General features: G+C 46.0%; 26 protein-coding genes. 20 read left to right on the plus strand and 6 right to left on the minus strand.

Annotation, left to right across the window (positions count from 1 at the left end; genetic code table 11):
• Window positions 1–26 precede the first annotated feature (26 nt).
• Together ACXAD4_RS18660 and ACXAD4_RS18665 are read left to right on the plus strand one after the other, a co-directional pair.
• A complete protein-coding gene (locus tag ACXAD4_RS18660; RefSeq protein WP_475243319.1) occupies window positions 27–725 on the plus strand; it encodes a GNAT family N-acetyltransferase in 699 nt (232 codons plus the stop codon).
• Window positions 726–824: 99 nt separating this feature from the next.
• Window positions 825–1,559 carry a metallophosphoesterase family protein gene (locus ACXAD4_RS18665; protein ID WP_475243321.1) on the plus strand — a complete coding sequence of 245 codons (735 nt, stop codon included), beginning with the start codon at window positions 825–827 and terminating at the stop codon, window positions 1,557–1,559.
• A gap of 89 nt (window positions 1,560–1,648) precedes the next feature.
• Here the strand turns inward: ACXAD4_RS18665 and ACXAD4_RS18670 are convergent, their stop codons facing one another.
• Entirely contained in the window at window positions 1,649–2,002 is a 354-nt protein-coding gene (locus ACXAD4_RS18670; protein ID WP_475243322.1) for a hypothetical protein, read from the minus strand.
• A gap of 323 nt (window positions 2,003–2,325) precedes the next feature.
• On the opposite strand from ACXAD4_RS18670, the gene ACXAD4_RS18675 reads away from it, so the two are divergent.
• From ACXAD4_RS18675 to ACXAD4_RS18710, 8 genes are all read left to right on the plus strand, one after another.
• Window positions 2,326–2,865, plus strand: coding sequence for a hypothetical protein (locus ACXAD4_RS18675; RefSeq protein WP_475243323.1), 540 nt, complete (start codon window positions 2,326–2,328; stop codon window positions 2,863–2,865).
• A 687-nt stretch (window positions 2,866–3,552) separates the two neighbouring features.
• A complete protein-coding gene (gene mbhE / locus ACXAD4_RS18680) occupies window positions 3,553–6,180 on the plus strand; it encodes a hydrogen gas-evolving membrane-bound hydrogenase subunit E (protein WP_475245589.1) in 2,628 nt (875 codons plus the stop codon).
• Entirely contained in the window at window positions 6,180–6,533 is a 354-nt protein-coding gene (locus ACXAD4_RS18685) for a Na+/H+ antiporter subunit C (protein ID WP_475243325.1), read from the plus strand. Before mbhE ends, ACXAD4_RS18685 begins: the two co-directional genes overlap by 1 nt.
• Entirely contained in the window at window positions 6,530–8,023 is a 1,494-nt protein-coding gene (locus ACXAD4_RS18690; protein WP_475243327.1) for a proton-conducting transporter transmembrane domain-containing protein, read from the plus strand. The genes ACXAD4_RS18685 and ACXAD4_RS18690 overlap by 4 nt, the downstream gene beginning before the upstream one ends.
• Before the next feature lie 12 nt (window positions 8,024–8,035).
• Window positions 8,036–8,512, plus strand: coding sequence for a Na+/H+ antiporter subunit E (locus ACXAD4_RS18695; RefSeq protein WP_475243328.1), 477 nt, complete (start codon window positions 8,036–8,038; stop codon window positions 8,510–8,512).
• Window positions 8,505–8,786 (plus strand): monovalent cation/H+ antiporter complex subunit F, encoded by a 282-nt coding sequence (locus ACXAD4_RS18700; RefSeq protein ID WP_475243330.1) that lies wholly within the window; start codon window positions 8,505–8,507, stop codon window positions 8,784–8,786. The genes ACXAD4_RS18695 and ACXAD4_RS18700 overlap by 8 nt, the downstream gene beginning before the upstream one ends.
• A 2-nt stretch (window positions 8,787–8,788) precedes the next feature.
• Window positions 8,789–9,085 (plus strand): monovalent cation/H(+) antiporter subunit G, encoded by a 297-nt coding sequence (gene mnhG, locus ACXAD4_RS18705; RefSeq protein WP_475243331.1) that lies wholly within the window; start codon window positions 8,789–8,791, stop codon window positions 9,083–9,085.
• Between the two features lie 115 nt (window positions 9,086–9,200).
• The gene (locus ACXAD4_RS18710) at window positions 9,201–9,893 is read left to right on the plus strand and encodes an SDR family oxidoreductase (protein WP_475243332.1); all 693 of its coding nucleotides are present in this window, start codon (window positions 9,201–9,203) and stop codon (window positions 9,891–9,893) included.
• 101 nt (window positions 9,894–9,994) lie between these two features.
• Here the strand turns inward: ACXAD4_RS18710 and ACXAD4_RS18715 are convergent, their stop codons facing one another.
• Window positions 9,995–10,624, minus strand: a complete 630-nt coding sequence (locus ACXAD4_RS18715) for a flavin reductase family protein (RefSeq protein ID WP_475243334.1) — start codon at window positions 10,622–10,624, stop codon at window positions 9,995–9,997.
• A gap of 352 nt (window positions 10,625–10,976) precedes the next feature.
• On the opposite strand from ACXAD4_RS18715, the gene ACXAD4_RS18720 reads away from it, so the two are divergent.
• The 3 genes from ACXAD4_RS18720 (at window position 10,977) to ACXAD4_RS18730 (ending at window position 13,251) form a co-directional block, all read left to right on the plus strand.
• Window positions 10,977–11,561: an NAD(P)H-dependent oxidoreductase gene (locus ACXAD4_RS18720; RefSeq protein ID WP_475243335.1), complete on the plus strand. Its 585-nt coding sequence runs from the start codon at window positions 10,977–10,979 to the stop codon at window positions 11,559–11,561.
• A 14-nt stretch (window positions 11,562–11,575) separates the two neighbouring features.
• Entirely contained in the window at window positions 11,576–12,139 is a 564-nt protein-coding gene (locus ACXAD4_RS18725) for a carboxymuconolactone decarboxylase family protein (protein WP_475243337.1), read from the plus strand.
• 188 nt (window positions 12,140–12,327) lie between these two features.
• Window positions 12,328–13,251 carry an SMP-30/gluconolactonase/LRE family protein gene (locus ACXAD4_RS18730; RefSeq protein WP_475243339.1) on the plus strand — a complete coding sequence of 308 codons (924 nt, stop codon included), beginning with the start codon at window positions 12,328–12,330 and terminating at the stop codon, window positions 13,249–13,251.
• Between the two features lie 54 nt (window positions 13,252–13,305).
• On the opposite strand, the gene ACXAD4_RS18735 is transcribed toward ACXAD4_RS18730, so the two are convergent.
• A complete protein-coding gene (locus tag ACXAD4_RS18735) occupies window positions 13,306–13,866 on the minus strand; it encodes an HD domain-containing protein (RefSeq protein ID WP_475243340.1) in 561 nt (186 codons plus the stop codon).
• Between the two features lie 3 nt (window positions 13,867–13,869).
• Window positions 13,870–15,063 carry a low temperature requirement protein A gene (locus ACXAD4_RS18740; protein WP_475243341.1) on the minus strand — a complete coding sequence of 398 codons (1,194 nt, stop codon included), beginning with the start codon at window positions 15,061–15,063 and terminating at the stop codon, window positions 13,870–13,872.
• A gap of 220 nt (window positions 15,064–15,283) precedes the next feature.
• On the opposite strand from ACXAD4_RS18740, the gene ACXAD4_RS18745 reads away from it, so the two are divergent.
• From ACXAD4_RS18745 to arsA, 6 genes are all read left to right on the plus strand, one after another.
• Entirely contained in the window at window positions 15,284–15,640 is a 357-nt protein-coding gene (locus tag ACXAD4_RS18745; protein ID WP_475243343.1) for a winged helix-turn-helix transcriptional regulator, read from the plus strand.
• A gap of 56 nt (window positions 15,641–15,696) precedes the next feature.
• A complete protein-coding gene (locus ACXAD4_RS18750; protein ID WP_475243345.1) occupies window positions 15,697–16,020 on the plus strand; it encodes a hypothetical protein in 324 nt (107 codons plus the stop codon).
• A gap of 118 nt (window positions 16,021–16,138) precedes the next feature.
• A complete protein-coding gene (locus ACXAD4_RS18755) occupies window positions 16,139–16,450 on the plus strand; it encodes an ArsR/SmtB family transcription factor (protein WP_475243346.1) in 312 nt (103 codons plus the stop codon).
• 97 nt (window positions 16,451–16,547) lie between these two features.
• Window positions 16,548–17,579: an ACR3 family arsenite efflux transporter gene (gene arsB / locus ACXAD4_RS18760; RefSeq protein WP_475243347.1), complete on the plus strand. Its 1,032-nt coding sequence runs from the start codon at window positions 16,548–16,550 to the stop codon at window positions 17,577–17,579.
• A 75-nt stretch (window positions 17,580–17,654) separates the two neighbouring features.
• Window positions 17,655–18,029, plus strand: coding sequence for an arsenite efflux transporter metallochaperone ArsD (arsD, locus tag ACXAD4_RS18765; RefSeq protein ID WP_475243349.1), 375 nt, complete (start codon window positions 17,655–17,657; stop codon window positions 18,027–18,029).
• 12 nt (window positions 18,030–18,041) lie between these two features.
• Complete coding sequence (gene arsA / locus ACXAD4_RS18770) at window positions 18,042–19,754, plus strand: arsenical pump-driving ATPase (RefSeq protein WP_475243351.1); 1,713 nt, start codon at window positions 18,042–18,044, stop codon at window positions 19,752–19,754.
• A 75-nt stretch (window positions 19,755–19,829) separates the two neighbouring features.
• On the opposite strand, the gene ACXAD4_RS18775 is transcribed toward arsA, so the two are convergent.
• Window positions 19,830–20,336 (minus strand): nuclear transport factor 2 family protein, encoded by a 507-nt coding sequence (locus tag ACXAD4_RS18775; RefSeq protein WP_475243352.1) that lies wholly within the window; start codon window positions 20,334–20,336, stop codon window positions 19,830–19,832.
• 66 nt (window positions 20,337–20,402) lie between these two features.
• Window positions 20,403–21,155 (minus strand): alpha/beta hydrolase, encoded by a 753-nt coding sequence (locus ACXAD4_RS18780; protein ID WP_475243353.1) that lies wholly within the window; start codon window positions 21,153–21,155, stop codon window positions 20,403–20,405.
• Window positions 21,156–21,250: 95 nt separating this feature from the next.
• On the opposite strand from ACXAD4_RS18780, the gene ACXAD4_RS18785 reads away from it, so the two are divergent.
• Window positions 21,251–22,789 carry a recombinase family protein gene (locus tag ACXAD4_RS18785; protein ID WP_475243354.1) on the plus strand — a complete coding sequence of 513 codons (1,539 nt, stop codon included), beginning with the start codon at window positions 21,251–21,253 and terminating at the stop codon, window positions 22,787–22,789.
• Window positions 22,790–23,182: the final 393 nt, after the last annotated feature.

Consider the following 23,182-nt stretch of genomic DNA (forward strand, 5'->3'; position numbering starts at 1 on the left):
CAACACATAACCTTTTGGAACATCCTATGTATTTCAACCATCTCCAACAACCTATCGGCTCACCAATGCCTGACTGGCAGGGTGCCGCCGTCCCAGAGTCAGTGACAATCTCCGGATACTTTACCCGTCTAGAACCGCTTAGCCCAAGCCGCCATGGTGAGGATCTGTTTGCAGCATTCTCTGCCGACCAAGAGAACCGTTTATGGACCTATATGTTCATGGGGCCATTTGATAGCAGAGAGAGCTTCTTTGGCTGGCTAAACCCTCTAGAGCAAAGCCGCGACCCGCTTTTCTTTGCCATTATCGACCCAGCTACAGATAAAGCTGTGGGTATCGCTTCCTATATGAGAATTGTTCCTCAAATGGGCGTCATTGAAGTTGGCAACTTCCTTTTCTCGGCCAAACTGCAAAAAACGCCAGCTGCAACCGAAGCCATTCACCTCATGCTTAAACACGCTTTCGAAACGTTGGGCTACCGCCGCTGTGAATGGAAGTGTGATTCTCTCAATCAACCATCACGTCGTGCAGCTGAGCGGTTGGGGTTCAGCTATGAAGGGTTGTTCAGGCAAGCCATTGTTTACAATGAGCGAAATAGAGATACCACTTGGTATGCCATCATTGACAGCGACTGGCCGCAAATCTCCCGCTCACATCAAGCTTGGCTGTCAGCTGATAATTTCGATGAAAAAGGAAGGCAGAAACAGCGTTTGGCAGAACTACTTTAACTAGGCATAGCCTAACTATTTGTAGCGTATTATTTGGCATTCCTTTAACCTAGCGCCGTATTGAACTGATAAGAATTAAAATTCAACAAAGGGATAACTGTGAAAATTTACCAGATCACCGACACTCACCTAGCCGAGGCTAGCAATGAACTAGATGCCAATCTCATCAGGCTATTAGACATTGTTAACCAAGATAAGGACGAGAAAGTCTTGCTACTGACCGGTGATCTTGCCAATGCCGCAGTCCCTCCTGCTTACCAGCGTATCCGAACTTACCTTGAAGACTGCGAGTTCATTACCCATTGCTATGCGCTTGCAGGAAATCATGACGATCTGAATGTTATGAAAGCCTGTTTCAAGGGCAGCAAAATTAAAATTCGCCAATCAGCGACTTTGTACAGTATCCCTTTCCATTTCCTCGATACCAGCGAAAAGCCTCTGGGCAGTTCTCTGGAGCTTGGTGCCGGGAGAGTTACCAGCAAAGAGATAGCGGCTTTGAGAAAAGCCGTAAGAAAAACACCAAGGCTAATCGTCTCACACCACCCGATCCTTGATGTTAGCGAGCAATGGTTCAAACAGATTGGCATTGAAAACCAAACTGAGGTTGTCCGCTGTTTTACAAGCAAGTGCAATGTGATTAGTGGCCATGCTCATCACCACTTTGATATTGAGGAAGGCGATGTCCGCCAGTTGGTCGGCATCGCTTCAGCCTATGGTTTTGAGCACCAAACTAATTCCCCACAGCGCAATGGCAGCAAAGGGATGACCATCTACAAAGCTAACTGGAAAGGTGGGGAAATCTGTGTCGAACACCTTGGCAACCACCAGCTATAGCTTCTTCTATATCTGATTACCACTGGTTTTGAGAAATGGTGCTCAAAATACAGCCCAGTCAAGTACACACTGGGCTTGGTCTATGGCACTTATTGGTGGTGAAGTAGCTCTACGCCATCAAGTTCCACAATGGCTTGTGACATAGGTAATACCTGCCCCTCAGAAAGTAGGGACTCAAATTTTTCATTCGGCAGCGCCACCGAGTACGCACAGCGATCTTCTATACACACAAGTGCTTTGTCGTCAGAGCGGTGAATATCAGTGATCTTCTGCGTCATTGCCATACCTGCGACAAGCTGCTCGCCGGAAGGCGATAGATCGAATAAGGTCGCTGTACTTGGGTACAGCACATCAACCTGCTCAACACTATCAGTCGGCGTAGATGTGCAGGCAGATAAGACAAAAGCAGCAAAAGCTGGCAAAAGAAGGTACTTGGTTTTCATTATGTCCCTTAATAATAGATTCCCTCCCCTATAGGAAGAACTAGGTAATATCCTACATCATCAAAAGATTAAGGCCACTTACCTTTGCCAAAACAGCCACTAAATGTCGTAAAATGACCTGTTGACATAAAAGCCGTAAGCTTTAGGTTGGTAGCTTTTTTATGCCCCAAAACGTTTTAGTCGAGCTAACCGGGATCGTAAAGTAGATAGGTAAGTCTATTGTCTTGTATAACATCGACATCCATCAGGATTTATCACCCATCATTTGACATGAGTTTATGGCGTGAGTAGCATTCCTGAAACTTACTTAAGTATATGATAATATGAAATTTAATATCCTAATACTCCTTGCTGTGCTTTCCGGCTGCAAACCTGCTCCAACCACAGACTTGGAGGAATTATTCGGTATACATATTGGTAAACCTTTACCTGAAGAGTATTCAAATACTGAAGTAACTGAATACCCAACGAAACTATTAAGCATAAAGATAAATAGTCATACAGATCTGGCAGAATTTTTTCATAATATCTCAGTTCAAGTTATTGCATCTGATAACCGAGTCTACTCAATAACTGCAGAAAGAGAGATAGTGAATATGACTGAATGTCAAAAAAAACACTTAAAACTTAGCAAGATTTTAGATAGGACTTACAAAGATTTAAGACAGCATCGCGAAGTAGAGCTAGGTGGCAAAGTAAGAAAAGTCGATGATGGATATAGATCTCTCGATGGAAGAAAACATTTACGTACAACATGCTCGATTACAGATAAAGACGTTGTAAAGCAATCTATATCTCTATGGGAGACTGAGCTAGCGAATTATTCAAAGGAGCTTTGGGATGAGTATTTGGCTCAAAACTAGCATTTTTGGTTATCGCAATTACCCCAATAAATTTGAACTAAACAATGATAAGTAAGTGTTTTTAAATTAGAGGTGATTTGTTATTTACTAAGACCTGTAACTCAGAATTGTCCAAAGGCATGTTCTACCCCCCGTACAGTTAACACTCAGAGTTCTTTTACTGTTGAATCCAACAACAGTACCAATTTTGTTCATGCTCGCCTAAATGCGACTTTGTTCTTACTTTTGTAATGGATTGTAAATAGCTGTAAAACACGTTTAAGGCAGCCATCAAGTTTCATTTTTCCCGTCTACATTGTAATCAGAAGGAATCAACACAACAGAATTATTCATTGTAAGGATGTAGAGGGTGTTATGAAAAAGTACTGTCCTAACTGCAGAACTGAATTAATTGATCACTGCAACAGACTTGTGTGTCCGAGGAATGACATTGGCGAATGCACCTATGACGGCTATGAGGTCTATAGACTTTACGAAGAGACCCATAACCTGATGGAAAGACACAGCCATTCAATACACGATAATGAATTGACGACAGTTGATTAATAACAGTATCTTAGATGTAAGAAAAAGGTTTATGGATTAACCTTAATTTCAATATTTAAACAATAGGGATAGTTATCGATAGTGGCTGATAACAAAGGCAAAACAAAACCCTTACTCGACAGCGGTAAACACCATTACAGCCTGCTTGGATTTGTGGTGTTTCCCGCTCTTATATTTGCTGCGTCTATCTTTTACTACCAACCCTCCCCTACCGGGCTTCGTTGGTCAGCACCATGGGTTCCCAGCCTCGACATTAACTTGAGCTTACAACTTGATGCACTCTCCTTCGTTTTTGTCGGATTAATCAGCAGCATAGGTTTTTTTATCCAGCTCTATGCATTGGCTTACATGAAGAACAAAGCAGAACGCTTTTCTTTCCATCTCTACCTTACCCTGTTCATGCTTTCTATGCTCGGGCTGGTGCTAAGTGACAACATCATCTTGATGTTTGTATTTTGGGAACTCACAACAATTACTTCTTACCTGCTTATCGGCTTCAATCATGAAAATGAAAAGTCACGTAAGAACGCCCTGCAATCTTTGGTTGTTACAGGGGCTGGCGGCTTAGCATTGCTAGCCGGTTTGATCTTACTGGGGCAGATTGCCGGTAGCTATGAAATAAGCACAATTATCGACAAAGCGGTCAACGCCAAAGACAGTGTTATTCAACACCCCTATTTTACCCCATCTTTGGTACTAGTTCTGCTAGGGGCTTTTACCAAATCGGCACAATTCCCTTTCCACTTCTGGCTACCTGGAGCCATGGCTGCACCGACACCGGTCAGTGCCTTCTTACACTCGGCAACCATGGTTAAGGCTGGCATCTACCTGCTGGCAAGGCTTTCCCCTGTTTATGCCAGCAGTGATATCTGGTTTTATACCCTCATTTCCATTGGTGGTTTCACTGCGCTGTGGTCAGCTGTCATTGCGCTGATGCAAAAAGATCTCAAGCTGATGCTGGCTTTCAGTACCAATACCATACTCGGGATCCTGACCCTACTGCTCGGTATCGGAACAGAAACGGCCTTGGCTGCTGCTATCTTGTTTATTCTTGCCCATGCCTTTTATAAGGCTGCGTTGTTCATGGTGGTCGGCAATATCGACAAGGCAACCGGTACCCGTGATATCCGGGTGTTATATGGTTTGAAGGCCGTTCTCATCTTCAGTTTTGCTTCAGGCCTAATTGCCGCCTTATCAAAAGCCGGCATACCTCCTCTATTGGGTTTCCTGAGTAAAGAATATGCCTACAAAGCAGGCTTGGAAGTCCATGGCATCGTGATGTTAGCCCTCGTCATGATAAACGCGGTGATGGTCGCTCTGGCTATTGCGGTAATATCACAGCCATTTTTACGGGAGAAAATAGAAGACAACCCTACGGTGAAATCCATCGAGGCAGAAATAGGCTATTGGATCCCACCCATGGTCTTGGCCTGTTGCAGTGTTATTGTGCCGACCCTAGGTTTAGGCTGGCTCAATGAATATGTGCTCTCCACGGCAATATTTGAAATTAATCAAGTAGAGCAATCTAGCCCGGTGAAACTATGGCATGGGATTAACCTGCCCTTGATCATGAGTGCCGTGACTTTAGCAATGGGTATCCTTATCTTTAAATACATGTCGTCAGTGACCCAGGCGCTAAATAAAGTGCTTAACCCTCTTCCTATAGCCAGCGAAGTTTTTGAAAAGTGCATGACATCAATGCTGTCTGTTGCCACTTGGCAAACAGCACGTTTACAGCAACGTAAACTGAGCGTCTATGCCTTACTATTCTTCTCAGTGCTTGCCGCAATTTTGCTGTTGAGCCCAATTTTGCCGAATGGAGACTTCCTTGAGCGTATCCTTGCGCTCAAGCTGTACGAAATTTCAATCGCATTGCTATTGATAGCTGCCGCCCTGCTGTGTGTTTTCTCAACCTCACGGCTGCTTTCAATTGCTGGACTTGGTGCTATCGGCTTTTTGATGACCTTGGTCTTTATGATTTACAGCGCCCCAGATGTGGCCAAAACCCTACTACTGGTTGAAACCTTAATGGTGGTGTTTGTCGCGCTGTTAATTCGCCATTTACCCCATTTCAGCACGGTAGCAAAACATTCGATGAGTCGACGGGCTTTCCATGCTGCCATTGCTGCAGTCATTGGTATTTCCGTTACAGCTTTGCTCATTACTATAACCAAGGCACCATTAGAGTCTCCGCTTGCTAACTTTTTCGCTCAAAACAGCGTCCCTGGCGGCCATGGTCGAAATATCGTGAATGTTATTCTGGTCGACTTCAGGGCCTTCGATACCATGGGGGAGGCCATTGTTGTGGTTATTGCAGCAATCGCCGCTATCAGCTTGTTCCAAAGCCATTCTCAGCAGCAGAATCGGATCCCATCCCTTATTTTCGGCACGACCGCTCATATCGTTGCTGTTTTGATGATGGTCTTTTCTCTGTATCTCTTGCTTCGCGGCCATAATTCACCGGGTGGTGGTTTCATCGGTGCACTGATTGCCGTTATCGGTTTGACCCTGCTTATTTTTGCCGAATCGCCACAATATGTCAGGGAGCGTCTTGGTTATAGACCGATGAATATTGCGATGGTTGGGGTATTCCTGAGCTTATTAGCAGGCGGTATTGGGTTTGTGATGGGGCAACCTTTCTTAACCGGAATTTGGTGGAAGGAGATTTTACCCTTAGGCACACCGCTCATTTTCGATGTCGGCATTTATCTCGCCGTTATTGGTGGTGTACTCGAGGTCTTGTTACGCGTGAATGAGGAGCTCGATTGATGGAAATACTTTGGAGCTTGGTCGTTGGGGTGTTTGTTACAGCAGGAGTTTACCTCATGCTGGAGCGACATATTATCCGTATCCTGCTTGGCCTTATCTTGATCAGCAACGCGGTAAATTTGGCTATTTTCACCGCAGGACGCCTAACGCCTGCTAATCCGCCACTGATCGATCTTGGCTCAGTATTACCACCAGAAGGAGCTGCGGATCCCCTGCCTCAGGCTCTGATTCTAACGGCCATAGTCATTGGTTTTGGGTTATTGGTTTTCGCATTGATGTTGTTGTATCGGGCATACATTGAAACAGGATCTGCTGATATCGATGCCATGCAACATTCAGAGGAGGATCAATGACCTCAGCTTTGCTCACACTACCTGTTGTTATCTCGCTACTGACCGCAACCGGTGCCTTTTTTGTCCGTCACAATCACAAGGCCATAAACTGGATTAGCGGTTCTAGCGTTTTTCTGTCTGTATTTTGTAGTGTGCAATTACTAGCCGATATCACCACAAACGGCCCTTATGCCGTCGCTTTCGGTAACTGGATGGCACCATTTGGCATTGTGTTTGTTGCTGATTACCTTGCCGTCGCGATGACCGTTATCACAGCTATCATCGGTGCAGTCACTGTGTTTTACGCGATGGCCGATCTCAAACATAAGCCTTCTTACGGCCTCTACCATGTGCTGTTCCATGTGTTGCTGGCTGGGGTATACGGCGCATTTCTGACCGGCGATATCTTCAACCTCTATGTATGGTTCGAGGTCATGCTCATCGCTTCATTTGGCCTGATGATTGTCGATGCCGAGCGAAAGCAAATCGATGGTGCCGTTAAATACGTCCTGCTCAATCTGATTTCAACTCTAGTATTCCTGTTAGCTATCGGCTTGACCTATGGGGCAACGGGAACCCTCAATCTCGCCGATTTGCATCTGAAGTTTCCTGGCGTGGAAGCGCAGACAGCCACTTTACTATCAGCGCTATTTCTATTTACTTTTGCAATCAAATCAGCCTTATTTCCACTGTTCGCTTGGCTTCCTGCGTCATACCATACATTGCCCAGCGCCGTCGTCGCCTTATTTGCTGCCCTACTCACTAAGGTAGGGGTTTATGCCCTGATCCGTGTTTTCACCTTGCTTTTTCCTCTTACCGAGACCGGTTGGCAAACCATGCTACTTTGGATCAGCGGCCTGACAATGCTCACTGGTGTATTGGGTGCTGCCAGCCAATTTGATATTAAGAAGATCCTCTCGTTCCATATTATCAGCCAGATTGGTTATATGATTATGGGCCTGGCCCTATATACCCCAGTCGCTATTGCCGGTGCGATTTTCTATATCATTCACCACATCATCGTAAAGGCGAACTTGTTCTTGATTGGTGGTTTTATTGAGCGAAAGTATGGGACAAGCCAGTTGCGCCATTTAGGCGGCGTTTACAAAGCCATGCCATGGCTTGCCTTCCTGTTTCTTATCCCTGCTTTTTCATTAGCCGGCTTCCCACCGCTATCTGGCTTTTGGGGTAAATTTTTGGTTATCAAAGCCAGTATTATAAATGACTACAATATACTGGCAGCCACAGCTCTGGTGGTTGGTCTATTGACTATTTTCTCTATGACAAAAATATGGAGTGAAGCCTTCTGGAAAGCGCCAGCAGCAGAGCAAACAGCAAAGGAACTTGCCCTGCCTACCACACTGCTTTACTGCTTGCCCATCGCCACCTTAACGGTGATGACAATAACTATCGGACTTGTGGCCCAGCCTTTCTTCGAATTTGCCAATGAAGCAGCAGAGCAGCTATTGAACCCAATACCGTATATTCACGCTGTACTGGGCGAGCCTTAAAGGAGCAAAGAAATGAGTTATTTTATCCTAAACCTGTTTCTTGCCATGGCATGGACACTGATCAACGGCCAATACAGCAGTGTCGATTTTATTGTTGGCTTTATTGTCGGGTATTTTACTCTGAGCCTCTGCCAACCATTTGGGTTAAAAACCGGTTACTTCAAGAAATTTACCGCATTCGTAAAACTCGTCATCTATTTCTGTTATGAAATGATCGTATCTGTCGCAAAAGTCGTTTGGGATGTCATCACGCCAACCCACCTAAGCCAACCTGATATCGTTTACGTTCCGCTTGATGCCGAGACGGATCTCGAGATTACCCTGCTGGCCAACATGGTGTCATTAACACCGGGGAGCTTGAGTCTCGATGTTACGCCCGACAAGAAGTATCTCATCTTGCATGTCATGTTTGCCCCTGATCATGAAAGCGTTAAGCAGGACATAAAACAAGGCCTCGAGGCCCGGATATTGGAGGTAACACGTGACTGATTTCCTTCAAGTAAGCATTCAACTCTCGTACATCGGCTTGATTATCAGCTTGGTATTGGCCTTTATACGTCTGATACTTGGGCCAACCTTGGCTGACCGTGTGGTGGCATTGGATCTAATCTCTTTCGTTACTATCGGTTTTATCGCCGTCTATACCCTAGACAGTGGTCAGAAGTCATTGCTCGATGTTGCCATCACCCTAGCTCTGGTCGCTTTCCTCGGCACTATTGCGTTTGCAAGACTGATCACTAAACAAAAGCTTGATAAGGGTTAACCATGGACATTTTAATCAGCATACTGCTGCTTTTTGGCACCTTTTTCACCCTTGTAGCCAGCCTAGGTATCGTCAGGATGCCCGATCTTTATACCCGCATGCATGCAGCGACAAAAGCCGGCACCGTAGGGATTTGTTTCCTTTTGTTGGCCGTTTCTTTTTCAATGCCGGAAGTCACAGTGATCTCCAGGGTTATTGGTACAATTTTATTCCTCTTCATCACCGCCCCTGTTGCAGCCCACCTGCTCGGCAAAGCAATGCGACAAGCTAACTATCAAATTTGGCGTAATAAGAAGTAGATAGCCTCACGTTCGACATTGTCGAATCTTCATTGATTTGTACTCAATATTGGCTTTTAGCAGCCTTCTGTGAATTAGAATTTTGCTGTGCCAATTAATCGATGAGGAATAATCAATGTCTACTGTATTGATCACTGGAGCTAACCGCGGTTTGGGATTGGAATTTGTCCGCCAATATACCGATAAAGGTTGGCAGGTTTTGGCAGCATGCCGCTCCCCAGAACGTGCAATAGAATTAAGTGAATTAGCACAGCAACACAACACTATTGAGTTGCTGACGCTCGATGTGACCAAAGAAGCTGACATCAATGCCCTTGCCCAGCAGTTAACCGGCCGCGCTATTGATCACTTGGTACTCAATGCTGGTGTACTCGGTGATGACTGTGCAACGCTCGGTGAAATGACCCAAGCCAAATGGCTAGAGGTACTTACTATCAATACCGTTGCCCCTGCTCTGCTCATTCAGGCCCTACGTGAAAATGTCGCTGCGAGTGAACATAAAACCATAGTCGGTATTTCAACCCGGGTCGCGAGTATTGGCGATAACAGTTCTGGCAACATGTACAGCTACCGAACATCTAAAGCAGCCTTAAACCAAATCTTGGTTTCTGCGGCTCAAAACCTTCGCGAGCAAGGAGTAAAAACGCTAGCTATTCATCCCGGTTGGGTACAAACCGATATGGGTGGGGAAAAAGCGACATTTACCCCGCAACAAAGCGTATCTGGCATTATCGAGGTCGCTGGAGGCCTGACGCTAGACGATTCCGGCAGCTTTCGGGTTTTCGATGGTTCAAGCGTTGAGTGGTAAACCCCTATTATACCTTTTGAGCCCCTGTAAGCCTTGCAGCAATTATTTGACTGACGAGTCTCACCAGCCAGTGACAGCCTGTCGCTGGCTGGGGACTTTTATCATAATAGCTTTAGGTCTACACCGGGCTTCGCATAACTTAACCGGCCAAGGCGTTGAGTTACGTGGTAACTATCAAGGCCTGAGATTGCCACGCTCCCCAATGATTCGATATCAAGGTATCCCGTTTCCGACACCGCACTTTCATCAAGTTCTAAGTGTGTGACTTCACCAATCACCATTTCAACACCGTTTAATTCTAGTGTCTGGCAAGATCGCAAAGCCAAAGCGTACTTCAAGCGACTCTCTGCAACAAAAGGCGCATTTATTCCATCCCGCCATTGGGGAGTCAGACCAACTTCATTGAATTCAGAAACGTTTTCCGGATACCGGGCTGACGTTTGGTGTGCTTTCTGCCATATCTCATGGTTGACGTGATTTATTGTGTATTCACCAGCTCCCAAGATATTTTCAAGTGTATCCCGCCTTACCGAGTGTGGACGCATGATCATTCCTATCAATGCAGGGTTGGCACCAAGGTGAAAAACAGAACTCACTATCGCTAAATTGGTATTGCCTGCGCCATCTTGGGTGCCGACCAAATTGGCACTTTTGAAGCCTGACAAACTGTTAATTAAATTAGCCCGATACCGGTCATCCATATCCTTAAAATCGGCTTTGCAAAACAACATCATCATCACCTTTATCAAACGCGAAACTTGTAATAGACGCTTTGATTCATACTCTTGGGCATTGCATATTGATCACTTTTAAATGCTCAGGTAAATCAGCTTCTCTCCCCCGTTGACACTACGAATTACTACTACAATAGAGTTACCTTCAAAATTAAATCAGATTTTTCCATTACATAACCAACTGAATTTAAAAGGCATTAAACTCAAATGCCAACATGCATAAGTAGGTTACCAAAAGTTAACTAATTGCATTCAAACTCTAGGTAACCATAATAAACCACACCAGCAAAACGATTGAAATTATCGTTACAACAGTACAGTCCAGTGACATCAATTGAAGGATTTAGTTATGAGCAACGTTCTTATCATCAACGCCCATGAGCCATCACCTTTTTCAGAAGGCAAATTGAATGCAGCCTTAGTAGAAAAAGCGCGAACCCAGCTAGAAGCCAAAGGACATGAGGTTCGAGTTGTAACTATGCAGGACGAAATTGTGGTGGAAGAACAGCTAGGTCATTTTGACTGGGCTGATCGCGTCATCTTGCAATCACCGGTCAACTGGATGACGATTCCATGGTCGTTCAAACGTTATATGGATGATGTGTTTACTGCAGGTATGGGTGGGACTCTGTGTAACTTTGATGGTCGCAGCTCAGACAACCCTACAAAGAATTATGGTACTGGCGGCACAAAAACCAATACAAAATACATGCTTTCTTTCACCTTCAATGCGCCAAAAGAGTCATTCAACGATGAAAGTGAATACCTGTTCGAAGGTCAAAGTGTCGATGATTTGATGTTCCATATGCATGCTAACTTCCGTTTCTTCGGCATGTCTGCACTACCGACATTCGCGTGCTACGACGTAATGAAAAATGGCGATATCGAAAATGACTTCAAACGCTTTGAAGCGCATCTTGACGCCAATTTTTAACAAGGAGCAGTGAAATGAGCAAGTTCACCTACTACACCGCAGACAATGCACCAGAAGAATCAAAAGAGTTGGTAGCGCAGTCCCTAAAAGGGTTTGGCATGTTACCCAACCTGCACAGCGTTTTGGCAGAGGCTCCGGCAACGTACGAAGCCTACAATACGACCTTTGATTTATTCATGAAGAACACGACATTGAGCCCGTTGGAGCAACAAGTCGTATTCATGACGGCTAATTTCGAAAACAACTGCCATTATTGCGTTCCCGGCCACACTTGGATGATGAAAGCTGGCAAGATGCCAGAAGATTTGATTGAAGCTTTACGTGAAGGTACCGTCATCCCCGACGCCAAACTGCAAGCACTGCATGACTTTGCAAAAGCGCTATTGGATAACCGTGGCCACATTGGCGACGAGCGACTGCAAGCTTTCTTGGATGCAGGATACACCAAGAGACAAGCACTGGAGGTACTGACTGGCCTGTCTGCGAAGTTAATCTCCAACTTCACAAATGCATTGGCCCATACCCAAACAGATAAACCCTTTGAAAAATTCGCTTGGACACACCCTAGCGAAAGGTAGAAGCCCTCACCTGAAAAACCCATAAACAGAACAAGCCAATCGCTTGTTCTGTTTTTCATTCTGCTAGCTGATCATTCAATCTCCATCATTAACTTTTAGTTATCCTAAAGGTAATTCTCAGCCTGTTTTCGGTTAATAAAAACTCATCTACTATTTTTCTCAACACAACAAGATTGAGAGAACAGAAGATGATTTCATTCAAGCAGCTCCTTGTAGCAATAGCACTTTATACCTCAGTAACTTTTCCAGTCATCGCCGAGACCGAGGTAACACCACCGACCTTCGAATCGGTGATCTCGCTGCCTGCAGGACACTTTTTTGAAAACCTTACCTATATCAACAAAGACGAATTAATCGCGACAGATTACACCGGTATGTCACTGTATAAATATCATCTTGACGGCAAAGCTAAACTCTGGGCAAAAATCGACGGGCACCCCGTCTCTCTTAGGTTTGATGAAGGGGGCAATGGCTTACTTTCTGTCCATGAAATTTCAATTCTGGAAGGTGACGGTTTTGTAAACAGTATGGCGCTGTATAAAGTCAGTCGGGATGGTCAGCTTGATCGCCTCATCGGTCTGGATACACCTGCTTTTCTCAATGGAATGGCTTATTTGGGCAACCAAGAATACCTCATTGCAGATGCACTCAATGGCAAAATCTACAAATTCGATATGGCATCAAACAAACTGTCAGTCTGGCTTGAAGGTGCGGTACTGCAGCCGGAGAAAGATCGCCCAGGGCTACCAGGTATCAATGGTATTCAGCTCCACGAGGGAGACTTATATTTCACCAATTCAGCCAAACAAGTTGTGGGGAAAATTGAAATTACCGAAGGGCGACCAGGCGAAATTACAGTGTTAGCCGATGATATCCAAGCAGATGATTTTACCATTGATGAAAAAGGCACTTGGCTGATCACAACACACCACCATGAGGTGATCAAATATACTCAGGACGGAACAAAAACGGTGGTACTCAATCATGGCATAGATGGCAATACCGCGATCCAGCAGAGTACCCGCGAAGGTAACGTTTTTTATATCACCAATGATGGCGGCTTGCTATTTGGTGGCGAGGAAAATGCCGGACTACACAAAATAGCCCTGTAATAACCAATTATTCACCGCCGATAAATGGCGACGGTCTTCCCGCCGCCATCCAATTCACCACTTCACGATTCCGAGTGTCACTTTTACCCCACCCACCAAGGTAGAACCGCCGTAATTCTTGGCAAGGCGTAACAAGGTGTCATGAAACCCTAGGTTAGGAAACGCCGCTTCCACTTCTGCAATAATTTCCTTACTCAAGCCTTTTCGGATGGTTCCTTTTGAAGCATCTATCCAATCGGCTTTGCGGCAGGCTTCAATCACCTTTTGGTGCTCCCCTTTGTAAGGTGAGATCTTATGGTGCCAATGAATTGCACCGCGCAGCGCCTCTGGGTCCAGACCCCACTCAAATTTCTCATTATCGGCCAGTGCCACGGCTTCGGAGGGCTCCAAGTATGCCAATTCGTGATCTGTCCACAGCCCAATATCGTGATAGACGAATGCGGTTTCAACCAACTGCTCGAACTCGGCTTCATTTCCCAGAAAGTGCATGGCGTAAGTAATGGTGCGATAAACATGGTTCCGGTAGCCGGGATAATCATCACCAATCTGGTCTTTGTACCGCGCAAACAACATTTCAACACGGGGGCGCTCAAGCTTAATTTCAATCTGGGACATTGATTATGCTCCTTTAGAGAAGGTTCGATACGCTTTGGTCACTGGGATAATGATTTGAGAAAACAGAGCCGTCCCCCAAAGTAAATTAGCCACAATAGACGGAACGAAAGCAACGGTTGCCAAGGTCAGCAACGCCATCAGAATACCAAATGCCCTCACTTTGGCCGTCGCAAACCTATGGGCGGTACGAAGCTCAATCACATCTTGTATTTTCAACAAACAATAAAGATAGGACACCAATCCCAGACAGCCAATTACTGCGTATTTCATTGGGTACTGGTCAAGAAAAGAGACTTTTACCTCGGCTGATAATGCCACACCGATTGTTACCGCTGACAGCATCAATATTAGATGGGCAATGACCCATTTGACCAATGTCTTCGGCTTATCATCCCTTGGCTTGCCATTTCCGACAAAATCAAAATAGATCCAGCACAGGACAAAAATAGCTGCACCACCCAAGACATAATTAAAGAACACATCAACCACAACCTGATCGATGCCTTTATCCGCCAACGTAATAACCAGTTTGAAAAAGCCCTCACCGGCGACAATAAGTAACAACAGTGCGAAACGCTCTGCCATATGACCAAACCGAGGAATGAAACGCTCACAGTGCAGTACACCCACTTTGGGCTCGACATATAAAACAGCCAGCAGCAACATAGCAAAGCTGAATACCAGATAACTAAAAGGGTTGGGCAAGAAAGCACTAACAAGAAACAGGATGGCTCCAATGAAAAAATTACGGGCTAATCTGCTTGGCAACTCCGCCTCTGTATCCCCAACGAATCTCGCCCGCCAATATAACAAGGCAATAATGGCCCGGTTAATGGCATAACCCACTGCGAAATATACCCAGCCACCTCCATCTATATGCATAATGGAAGCCGACATCACCATGATGGTAATGATCTGGGATGCCATGATGTAACGGTGTTGTATATCGGTGCTGACGTAAAGGGAGTTAAACAAGCTTAAATCAAACCAGGCAAACCAGATCACCACAAATAAGGCGGCAAAAATGGCAAACCCTACTGGATTGAGGTGTTGACTAAGAAAGTTACCCAACACAAAGATGGCAACAACATGGACGAGATCGTAAAACAGTTCTATCCAGTGGACATGTTCTGAGCTTCCCTCTGTATCTAAATGATGCTGCGGTTTTCGCCAAAGTGGATGTTTAGATAAACTCATTTTAACCCCAACCTTCCTCTCGATTTCTTCCATTTATTTTCATTATCATCTGATTATATTCTCTTTTTCTTACTTCCATACTCTCAAGCACATACAGGGAAAAGCCTGATATACAGACATGCCTTCCATCTGTGCTTTTCGCTAAGTAGTTTATTATGGTAACCTTAGTACACTAATCAACCAGTATACTTTTTGTAACCTTTAGAATGAGGTGGATAGCGTGGAAGGCGTCGTAAAAATTGATAGCAAAGGGCGTAAGTCTGTCGCCAATGTGTGCACAGAGCCATGCGCCATTGAGAAAGGCATGCGCCTGATTGGCGGCAAGTGGAAAGGCTCACTGATCTATCATCTGAAAGACGGACCAGTCCGTTTTAATGATTTGGCACGCCTTTTGGGTGGTGCAAGCAAGAAAATGGTCGACCAACGCCTCAAAGAACTTGAAGCTGAAGGCATGGTTATCCGAAAAGTGATCAGTGACCGCCCTATTGCTGTTAGCTATGAGCTGACTGACTTTGGCCGTACCGCACTGAAGATTCTTGATGACCTTCGTGTCTGGTCTGAAAGTCATAAGCTTTAGGCTATTCTCTATCCACAACAGTGATTATATCCAAGCGTACAAGCGGGGTAACAGCCATGACAAAATCGGTTGAACAAGCTTCTGAGTTGCTAAAGATCTGGGGAGCAACTGACGCCCAGTGCAAGCTCATCCTGCCCGATGACATCAGCCACACTGAACTGGAAGCAAGGGTTAACACCCTGCTCTCCATCCAAGAAAGCCTGGATCTGCTCTACCCCAACTCCAACACTCGTCGCAACTTTTTTGCATCGAAACACTTTATGTCCTCAAAACATAAGAATATGTTCGATAACAACAAGCCTTTGGCCGTGATTAGCTCAGGTTCGCTGGATGCGCTACGAGAAGTACAGCAACAAATAAGAAGTCTGGTCTGTATCTAACCCTCAGTGCGCCAACAAAAATTCGAGCAAAAGTTCAAAATGTGCTTGCAAACCCCCAGAGATGGGCATACCATCATCGTAAATTCACGATAAACGATAAACGCGAGTTAACATCACTATGGCCGACTGTTTAACTAACCTCGACCCGATTGAACTAGATGAAGCAACCGAAAAAGAACTCGCTGCTTTTGGCAAGGCAATCAGTCATCCGGCTCGAGTCCGGTTGTTAAGGATCCTAGCCAGTGGCCAATGTCTTGGTACTGATCTTGTCGACCAATTGGATCTTGCACAATCGACAATTTCTGAGCATCTACGCGTTCTTAAGCAAGCGGGCTTGGTTCATGCTGAAGTCCAGCACCCCCGCACTTGCTTCAGCCTGAAGCCTGAAGCAATGGCAAAAATGAAAGAATTAATTGGCTACATCGCCTAATTTCAACAGTGCCTGAATGTTATTTCCCAGTCAGGCATTTTTTATTACCACCATAATCGTAATTCGACGATAACCGATAAACATTAAGGTACAACTCATGGGCATATTTGAACGTTACCTGAGTGTCTGGGTGGGTCTGGCAATGGTTGCTGGCCTACTTGGGGGCACTGCTTTTCCCGATCTCTTCTCATTTATGGGTGGACTAGAATACGCAAATATCAACTTCATCATCGCAGTTCTGATTTGGTTAATGATTTACCCAATGATGATGCAGATTGACTTTTCTTCGATCAAAGATATTCACCGCCGTCCCAAGGGGTTAATCGTTACTCTTACCGTAAACTGGCTGATCAAGCCTTTCACTATGGCGTTTTTGGCTGTGTTGTTCATCAAGCACCTGTTTGGCGACATGATGGGCTTAATTACGCCTGATTTGGCCAATGAATACATCGCAGGCATGATCCTTTTGGGCGTAGCGCCTTGTACGGCAATGGTATTTGTATGGAGTCAATTAACCAAAGGTGATGCCAACTACACCTTGGTTCAGGTTGCCGTCAATGACCTGATTATGGTTGTTGCCTTTGCACCTCTAGCAGCATTCCTACTGGGTGTAACGGATGTGACAGTACCATGGAGCACGCTAATCATTGCGGTCGTCCTGTATATCGTCATTCCGCTAATCGCTGGCTTGATAACCCGTAAAGTGTTGAAGTCAGAGCAGGCATTGCAGCGCTTTGGTGGCAAAGTGAAACCACTTTCTATCCTTGGCTTGATCAGTACCGTTGTTCTGCTGTTCGGTTTCCAGGCTCCACAAATCCTGGCTAACCCTCTGGATATTGTATTGATTGCTATCCCACTGATCATTCAAACATTCTTGATCTTTGCGATTGCCTACTACTGGATGTTCAAGTGGAAAGAACCGCACCGTGTAGCAGCACCTGGCGGAATGATTGGCGCTTCTAACTTCTTCGAGCTTGCTGTTGCCGTCGCCATCAGTCTGTTTGGCCTGCACTCAGGCGCCGCTCTGGCGACTGTAGTTGGCGTACTGGTTGAGGTACCTGTCATGCTGGCTCTAGTGGCCTATGCGAACAAGACCCGCGATAAATTCCCAGTCGCTCACGCTGTCTAATTCCTGACGATACCTGCCCCTGACAAAAGGGGCAGAAAATGCTCACAATCAATAACGAAAAACGGAATCCTCACTATGTCTACTATCACTGTTTTTGATCCTGCAATGTGTTGTTCATCTGGTGTCTGTGGCCCGAAACCGGACCAAAAGCTATCTGTCTTTTCCGCTGACCTTCAGCACCTGGAAACAATCGGTCATAGCGTCACTCGCCACAACCTTGCACAAGAGCCAGCAGCCTTCGTCTCAAACCTAACTGTCAAAGCGCTATTGGATGCAAATCAAAACGAAGCATTACCTATCATCCTGCGCGACGGTGAGTTGATCAGCTATGGCACCTACCCTAACCGTGAACAGCTTATTGCGTTAGTCAACGGTAGCCAACCACAGCCAGAACACGTTGAAGAAACCGTTGCAAAGACAACTAGCTGTTGCTGCAACGGCGAATGCTAAGGGGTGATCCAGATGGAATTTCTCTCACAATTACCGCGCGTTTTATTTTTTACCGGCAAAGGTGGGGTTGGCAAAACCAGTACCGCCTGCGCAACCGCCATGCATCAAGCGAATGCTGGTGAAAAAGTCCTGCTCGTCAGCACGGACCCAGCCTCGAACATTGATGAAGTGTTAGAAACCCAGTTGGGTAGCGCTCCAACAGCCGTTAACGGTGTGGACAGGTTGTTTGCCCTTAACATCGACCCTCGAGCAGCAGCGGCAGCATACCGCGCAAAAGCCATCGACCCTTATCGTGGTGTATTGCCTGATGCCGTTGTTGAAAATATGGAAGAGCAGCTTTCTGGTGCATGTACGTTGGAAATCGCCGCTTTTGATGCGTTTACCGAATTACTCGCAGACGAGAAAGCAACAGCAGGGTTTGACCGAGTTGTCTTTGATACCGCACCAACCGGCCATACGCTTCGCTTGCTGTCTCTGCCTAAAGCCTGGACGGGGTTTGTCGATGACAACTCTACCGGTACCTCTTGTCTCGGGCCACTGGCTGCACTCGAGAAGCAGACCGAGCTTTATGCCAAAGCTGTTGAGTTACTGGCAGACGAGAGCCATACCCGACTGGTTCTGGTTACCCGCCCGGATCTAGCAGCATTGAAAGAAGCCGCTCGCAGTAGCGTTGAGCTACTGGAGCTAGGTATAACCAACCAACAACTTGTTATCAACGGCTTATTTACCGCAACGGATCAATCAGACTCTGTTGCCAATGCACTGTCACTGAGAGCTTCAGAAGCACTGGCAAAAATGCCGGAGCAACTGACCGCGCTACCTCAGACCATCATTCCGATGAAGGCAAACCCACCAATCGGCTTACAGGGATTGACCTGTTTCTTTGAAGCTGAAGGTAACATTGAGTCAGTTCCGCAAGTGAACCTGTACGACAGTCACAGTGATGATCTTACCTCTTTCATTGACGACTTGGCAGAAAGTGGCCGTGGCGTAGTAATGACCATGGGTAAAGGTGGTGTTGGCAAAACATCGGTGGCAGCAATGATTGCCCGCCAACTGGCTGACAAAGGGCTGCCGGTGACATTGACGACTACCGACCCAGCAGCCCACGTTCAGGATGCAGCCGGACAGGTTCCTGGTAACTTGAATGTGGAACGTATCGACCCTGTGGCCGAGATTGAACGCTACAAAGAAGACGTGATCCGCGATGCGGGTGAATTGGATGCCGATGGTTTGGCATTGCTTGAAGAAGATCTCCGCTCACCATGCATTGAAGAAATAGCAGTATTCCAAGCTTTTGCCCGTACGGTTTACCAGGCAGATAACAGAATTACCGTTATCGATACCGCCCCGACCGGCCACACTATCTTGTTGCTAGATGCCGCGCAGAGCTATCACCGTGAGGTTCTCAAGCGTGGTGATGCCTACTCGGAAGAGGTGAGCGGCTTATTGCCAAGGTTACGAGACCCTGACTTTACCCGTTTGTTAATCTGCACTTTGCCAGAAGCGACACCAGTTCATGAGGCCGCTGATTTGCAGCAGGATTTGGCACGCGCAGAGATCAAACCTGCGGGCTGGGTAGTGAATCAGTCTCTTAACCCACTGACAGTGACTGATCCATTGCTGGTTGCCAAGCAATCACGCGAGTCGCAGTTTTTGGCAGAGATTCGTTCCCAGCATGCCGAGCGTATGTTTGTTCTCCCATGGCAAGAACAAGGGTTGTAACTCCCTATTAGCTTTGCATACATGTAAACCCTAAAAAAAAGCAAAGGCCTTCAAAGCCTTTGCTTTTCCCAATCTCTACTCAACACTCACTTTAGCGCTTTCTCTCGCTTTAAAATTCTCTTTAGCATGCTTCGGCGCTTCCGCCAGTACATCCCTGCTTCCTTCTTCCCCTTTGGCATTGAGTGTCACAGCGTTGATTTGCCAGTTATCCCCAGCTTTGACCAGTGAGAATTCATATTGACCTGAAATGGCCCAGAAGCCTTCCTTACCCAACCAATGGCTAGCGGTAAAATCAACCGTCGCTTTGGCTTCATGCCGGTCAATTTCCACATTCATTGTGCCCAGTTCATGAAAAGTCGCATCAAACCCGGGTAAGAAAGCAGCCCACTGTTGCATTAACTCTTTTCGGCTCACGGTCTGAGGTTCACCACCAAATAAAGAGGTATAATCAACGCGAAGTTCAGGTGCAAATAAACGTCCTAAATATTCAAATGCCCCCTGGTCAGCCAATGCCGCAAAACCGCCGATATTGCTACGGATTTGCGCCTCATCTTTGGTCAACGTTGCTGAATTAGCGGTCATAGATAACACTCCAAGCAGTATTACAATAAGAAACTTCATCTTCATGCTCGCTCCCTTTTCTGTACCCTACAGAGTGGCCGAAAAATGCTTCACGACAATCTCTACCGCTTGGCTTACAGCCTGAGGCTGGTCATAGAAATCGAATTGGGAGATATCCTCCAACCAGGTTGCTTGAACATTTGGCCCGGCTTTACCAAGGTACTGGTGGGCCCCAGCTGGTAGTGCCATTGCCTCTGAAGCAACCATCATGATGGGTTTGTCTTGTTTGGCTGCGCTCAGTTGGGCATCGTAATTGAGCCAACCGTCCCACGAAGCGACATTAAACTGGTTGTCATACTCTGGGATCAAACCCCGGTCGATTTCTGTGTAATAAGGGGCTTGGTACATCAGGGAAGCTTCATTGGTTGTACTGGCTGCCTCGATGTACACCGGCTCATCCAAGTTAGCGGCCTGCTCTGAAGCGGCCAGCAAGCCTTTCACGCTTTCCTCACCGCCATAGATCGCTGTCGCCATCGCTTGGTCATGTAACCACGGGGCTACCACAGTCGCGGCTTTCACTTTGCCATTGCCAGCAACCGCATCAAGCATATAACCCGCCGAGGCACAGATACCCAATCCACCAATACGCTTACCATCGACTTGCTCTAGCGCTGCGACCGCATCGATTACCGCTCGGATATCTTCAGTCTTGCGGCTAGGGCTTTCCATGTATCGCACTGAATCAGCTGACTGCCCCCAACCACGGAAATCAAAAGTCACAGCCGCATAACCTTTGTCGGCTAGTGCCTGCGCATATACAGCCGGCATTTGTTCTTTCACTATTGTCTATCCTATTAACCCCTATTATCCAAGCCCTACAGTAACAGCTATACTTGACCACTATGACAAAGAATTTGAAATCCTCTGCTTTGCAGATGAAAAAAGCATATCTTTACCTCCGTTTCTCCAGCTCCAAGCAGGCCAAAGGCCAGTCCTATGAACGCCAGTACCAAAAAGCCGTTGACTACTGTACTCAACACAACTTGTCATTACAGTCAGTCAAGTTTGAAGACCTTGGCATCTCAGCTTTTAAAGGTTCCAACCTCCAAGGTTCCTTGGGTAATCTCATCCAAGCCATAAACTCAAACGTCATCACGGCAGATGATGTCATCCTCGTTGAAAACCTTGACCGAATCAGTAGGCAAGAACCAACCTCGGCAATGTCCCTTTTCTCCCAGCTCCTTAACACAGGTGTACCAATAGTAACTATTGCCGACGGTCAAACTCACTCGAAAGAAGACCTACAGCAAAACCCATACAAACTCTTTGTTTCAATAGCAGCTCTGCTACGTGCTTACGAAGAATCCAAGGTAAAGTCCATCCGCATCAAATCATCTTGGGACAAGAAACATTCCAAAGCAGAGTCAGGAACTATCAAGACTGCCAACAAACGTGCTGTCCCAAGTTGGCTCAAGGTCAGTGGCAATGACTTCCAAGTAGATGAGTCCAAGGCCAGTGTCATCAACTACATCTTTACCCTTGCCAAGTCAGGTCGTGGAACCAACTCTATTTGCACCCAGCTCAACAAAGAGCAGATACCACCTCTACGTGGTAAACAGTGGTATTCTGGAACTATCACCCAGCTACTCAATAATGGTTCCGTAATCGGTAGGTTAACCCCTGTCACTCGTGACCAAGACGGCAAGAAACGTAGAGACCCTACTCGAATCATTGAAGGCTACTATCCAGCCATAGTCACACCAGAGCTATTCTATGAAGTCCAAGCCTTGCGTAGAGCACCTATGGTCAAGTCAGGCAGGAAAGGCAAGTCATTCTCCAACCTTTACCAAGGCATTGCTTTTTGTCAGTGCTGTGGCTCTGTCATGTCCTACTTGAACAAAGGAAAGAAACCATCAGAAAAGTTCCTTCAATGCTACGCAGCTAAGTTTGGTAAATGCTCACACGTGACCAAGTACGAGTATTCTTACCTTGAGTTCCAACTGCTGAACAACCTTTACACTCACAACTTGGATGCCCTGATTGGTTCCAGCCAACCTCAAAGCAAAGTCCCAGAGTTGGTAGGTCGTCTGTCCGAAGTTGACACCAAAATCAGTGAGCTGATAGAACTCTCGCACATACCTCAAGTGAGACTGAAACTTGAAGAACTTGGTAAAGAGCAGGAACAACTCAACCACCAAATCGACTCCTTGAAGTCTCAATCTCAAGTTGACACTACCTTCAAATCTTTGGTCGAAAGCATAGACCAATGGGACTCATTTCTGACTGATTGTGCTGATGGTAATCTCAATAGTCGTACTCGGCTCAACACATACTTGCGTAGCCACTTTGTCTTCTACTTCAACCAGAAAGGAGTGGAGCATACTGTCACTGGCTACTACAAAGAATCGGACTCGTTATGGTTCCAACTGCTATCACATACTGAGACCAAGACACTACGTTTTGCCAAGCCTTGAAAGTCGTCCCAGTGTCCACACACACACCAGTCTGACAAAATTATAGCTCCGTATCGTATACCACACAGGTAACATTTATAGCAACAAACCCAGTAACATCAAGGGTTTAAGCCGTATTTCCAGTATGCCAGTTATACACCACGTCTACAATTGATGTTATTACTTTGTGATACCCTTCCAGTAACATCGGGTAGGTTCAGAACGAGACTGGTCGTTCACTATTCGACACAGGCAAACTTGTTTGCATGGTAATCGCTACGTGAGCCTATAAGACCAATTCGTCACTTATAGTGTAAGGACAATAAAAATTCTCTGTAAGACTCTATTTACTAATATTAAGAGAGCAAAGAAAATTCTCTGTAAGGTGTTTTTTACTAATAGTAAGAGAGTAAA

This window comes from Photobacterium sp. AWH4_225 (assembly GCF_056158405.1).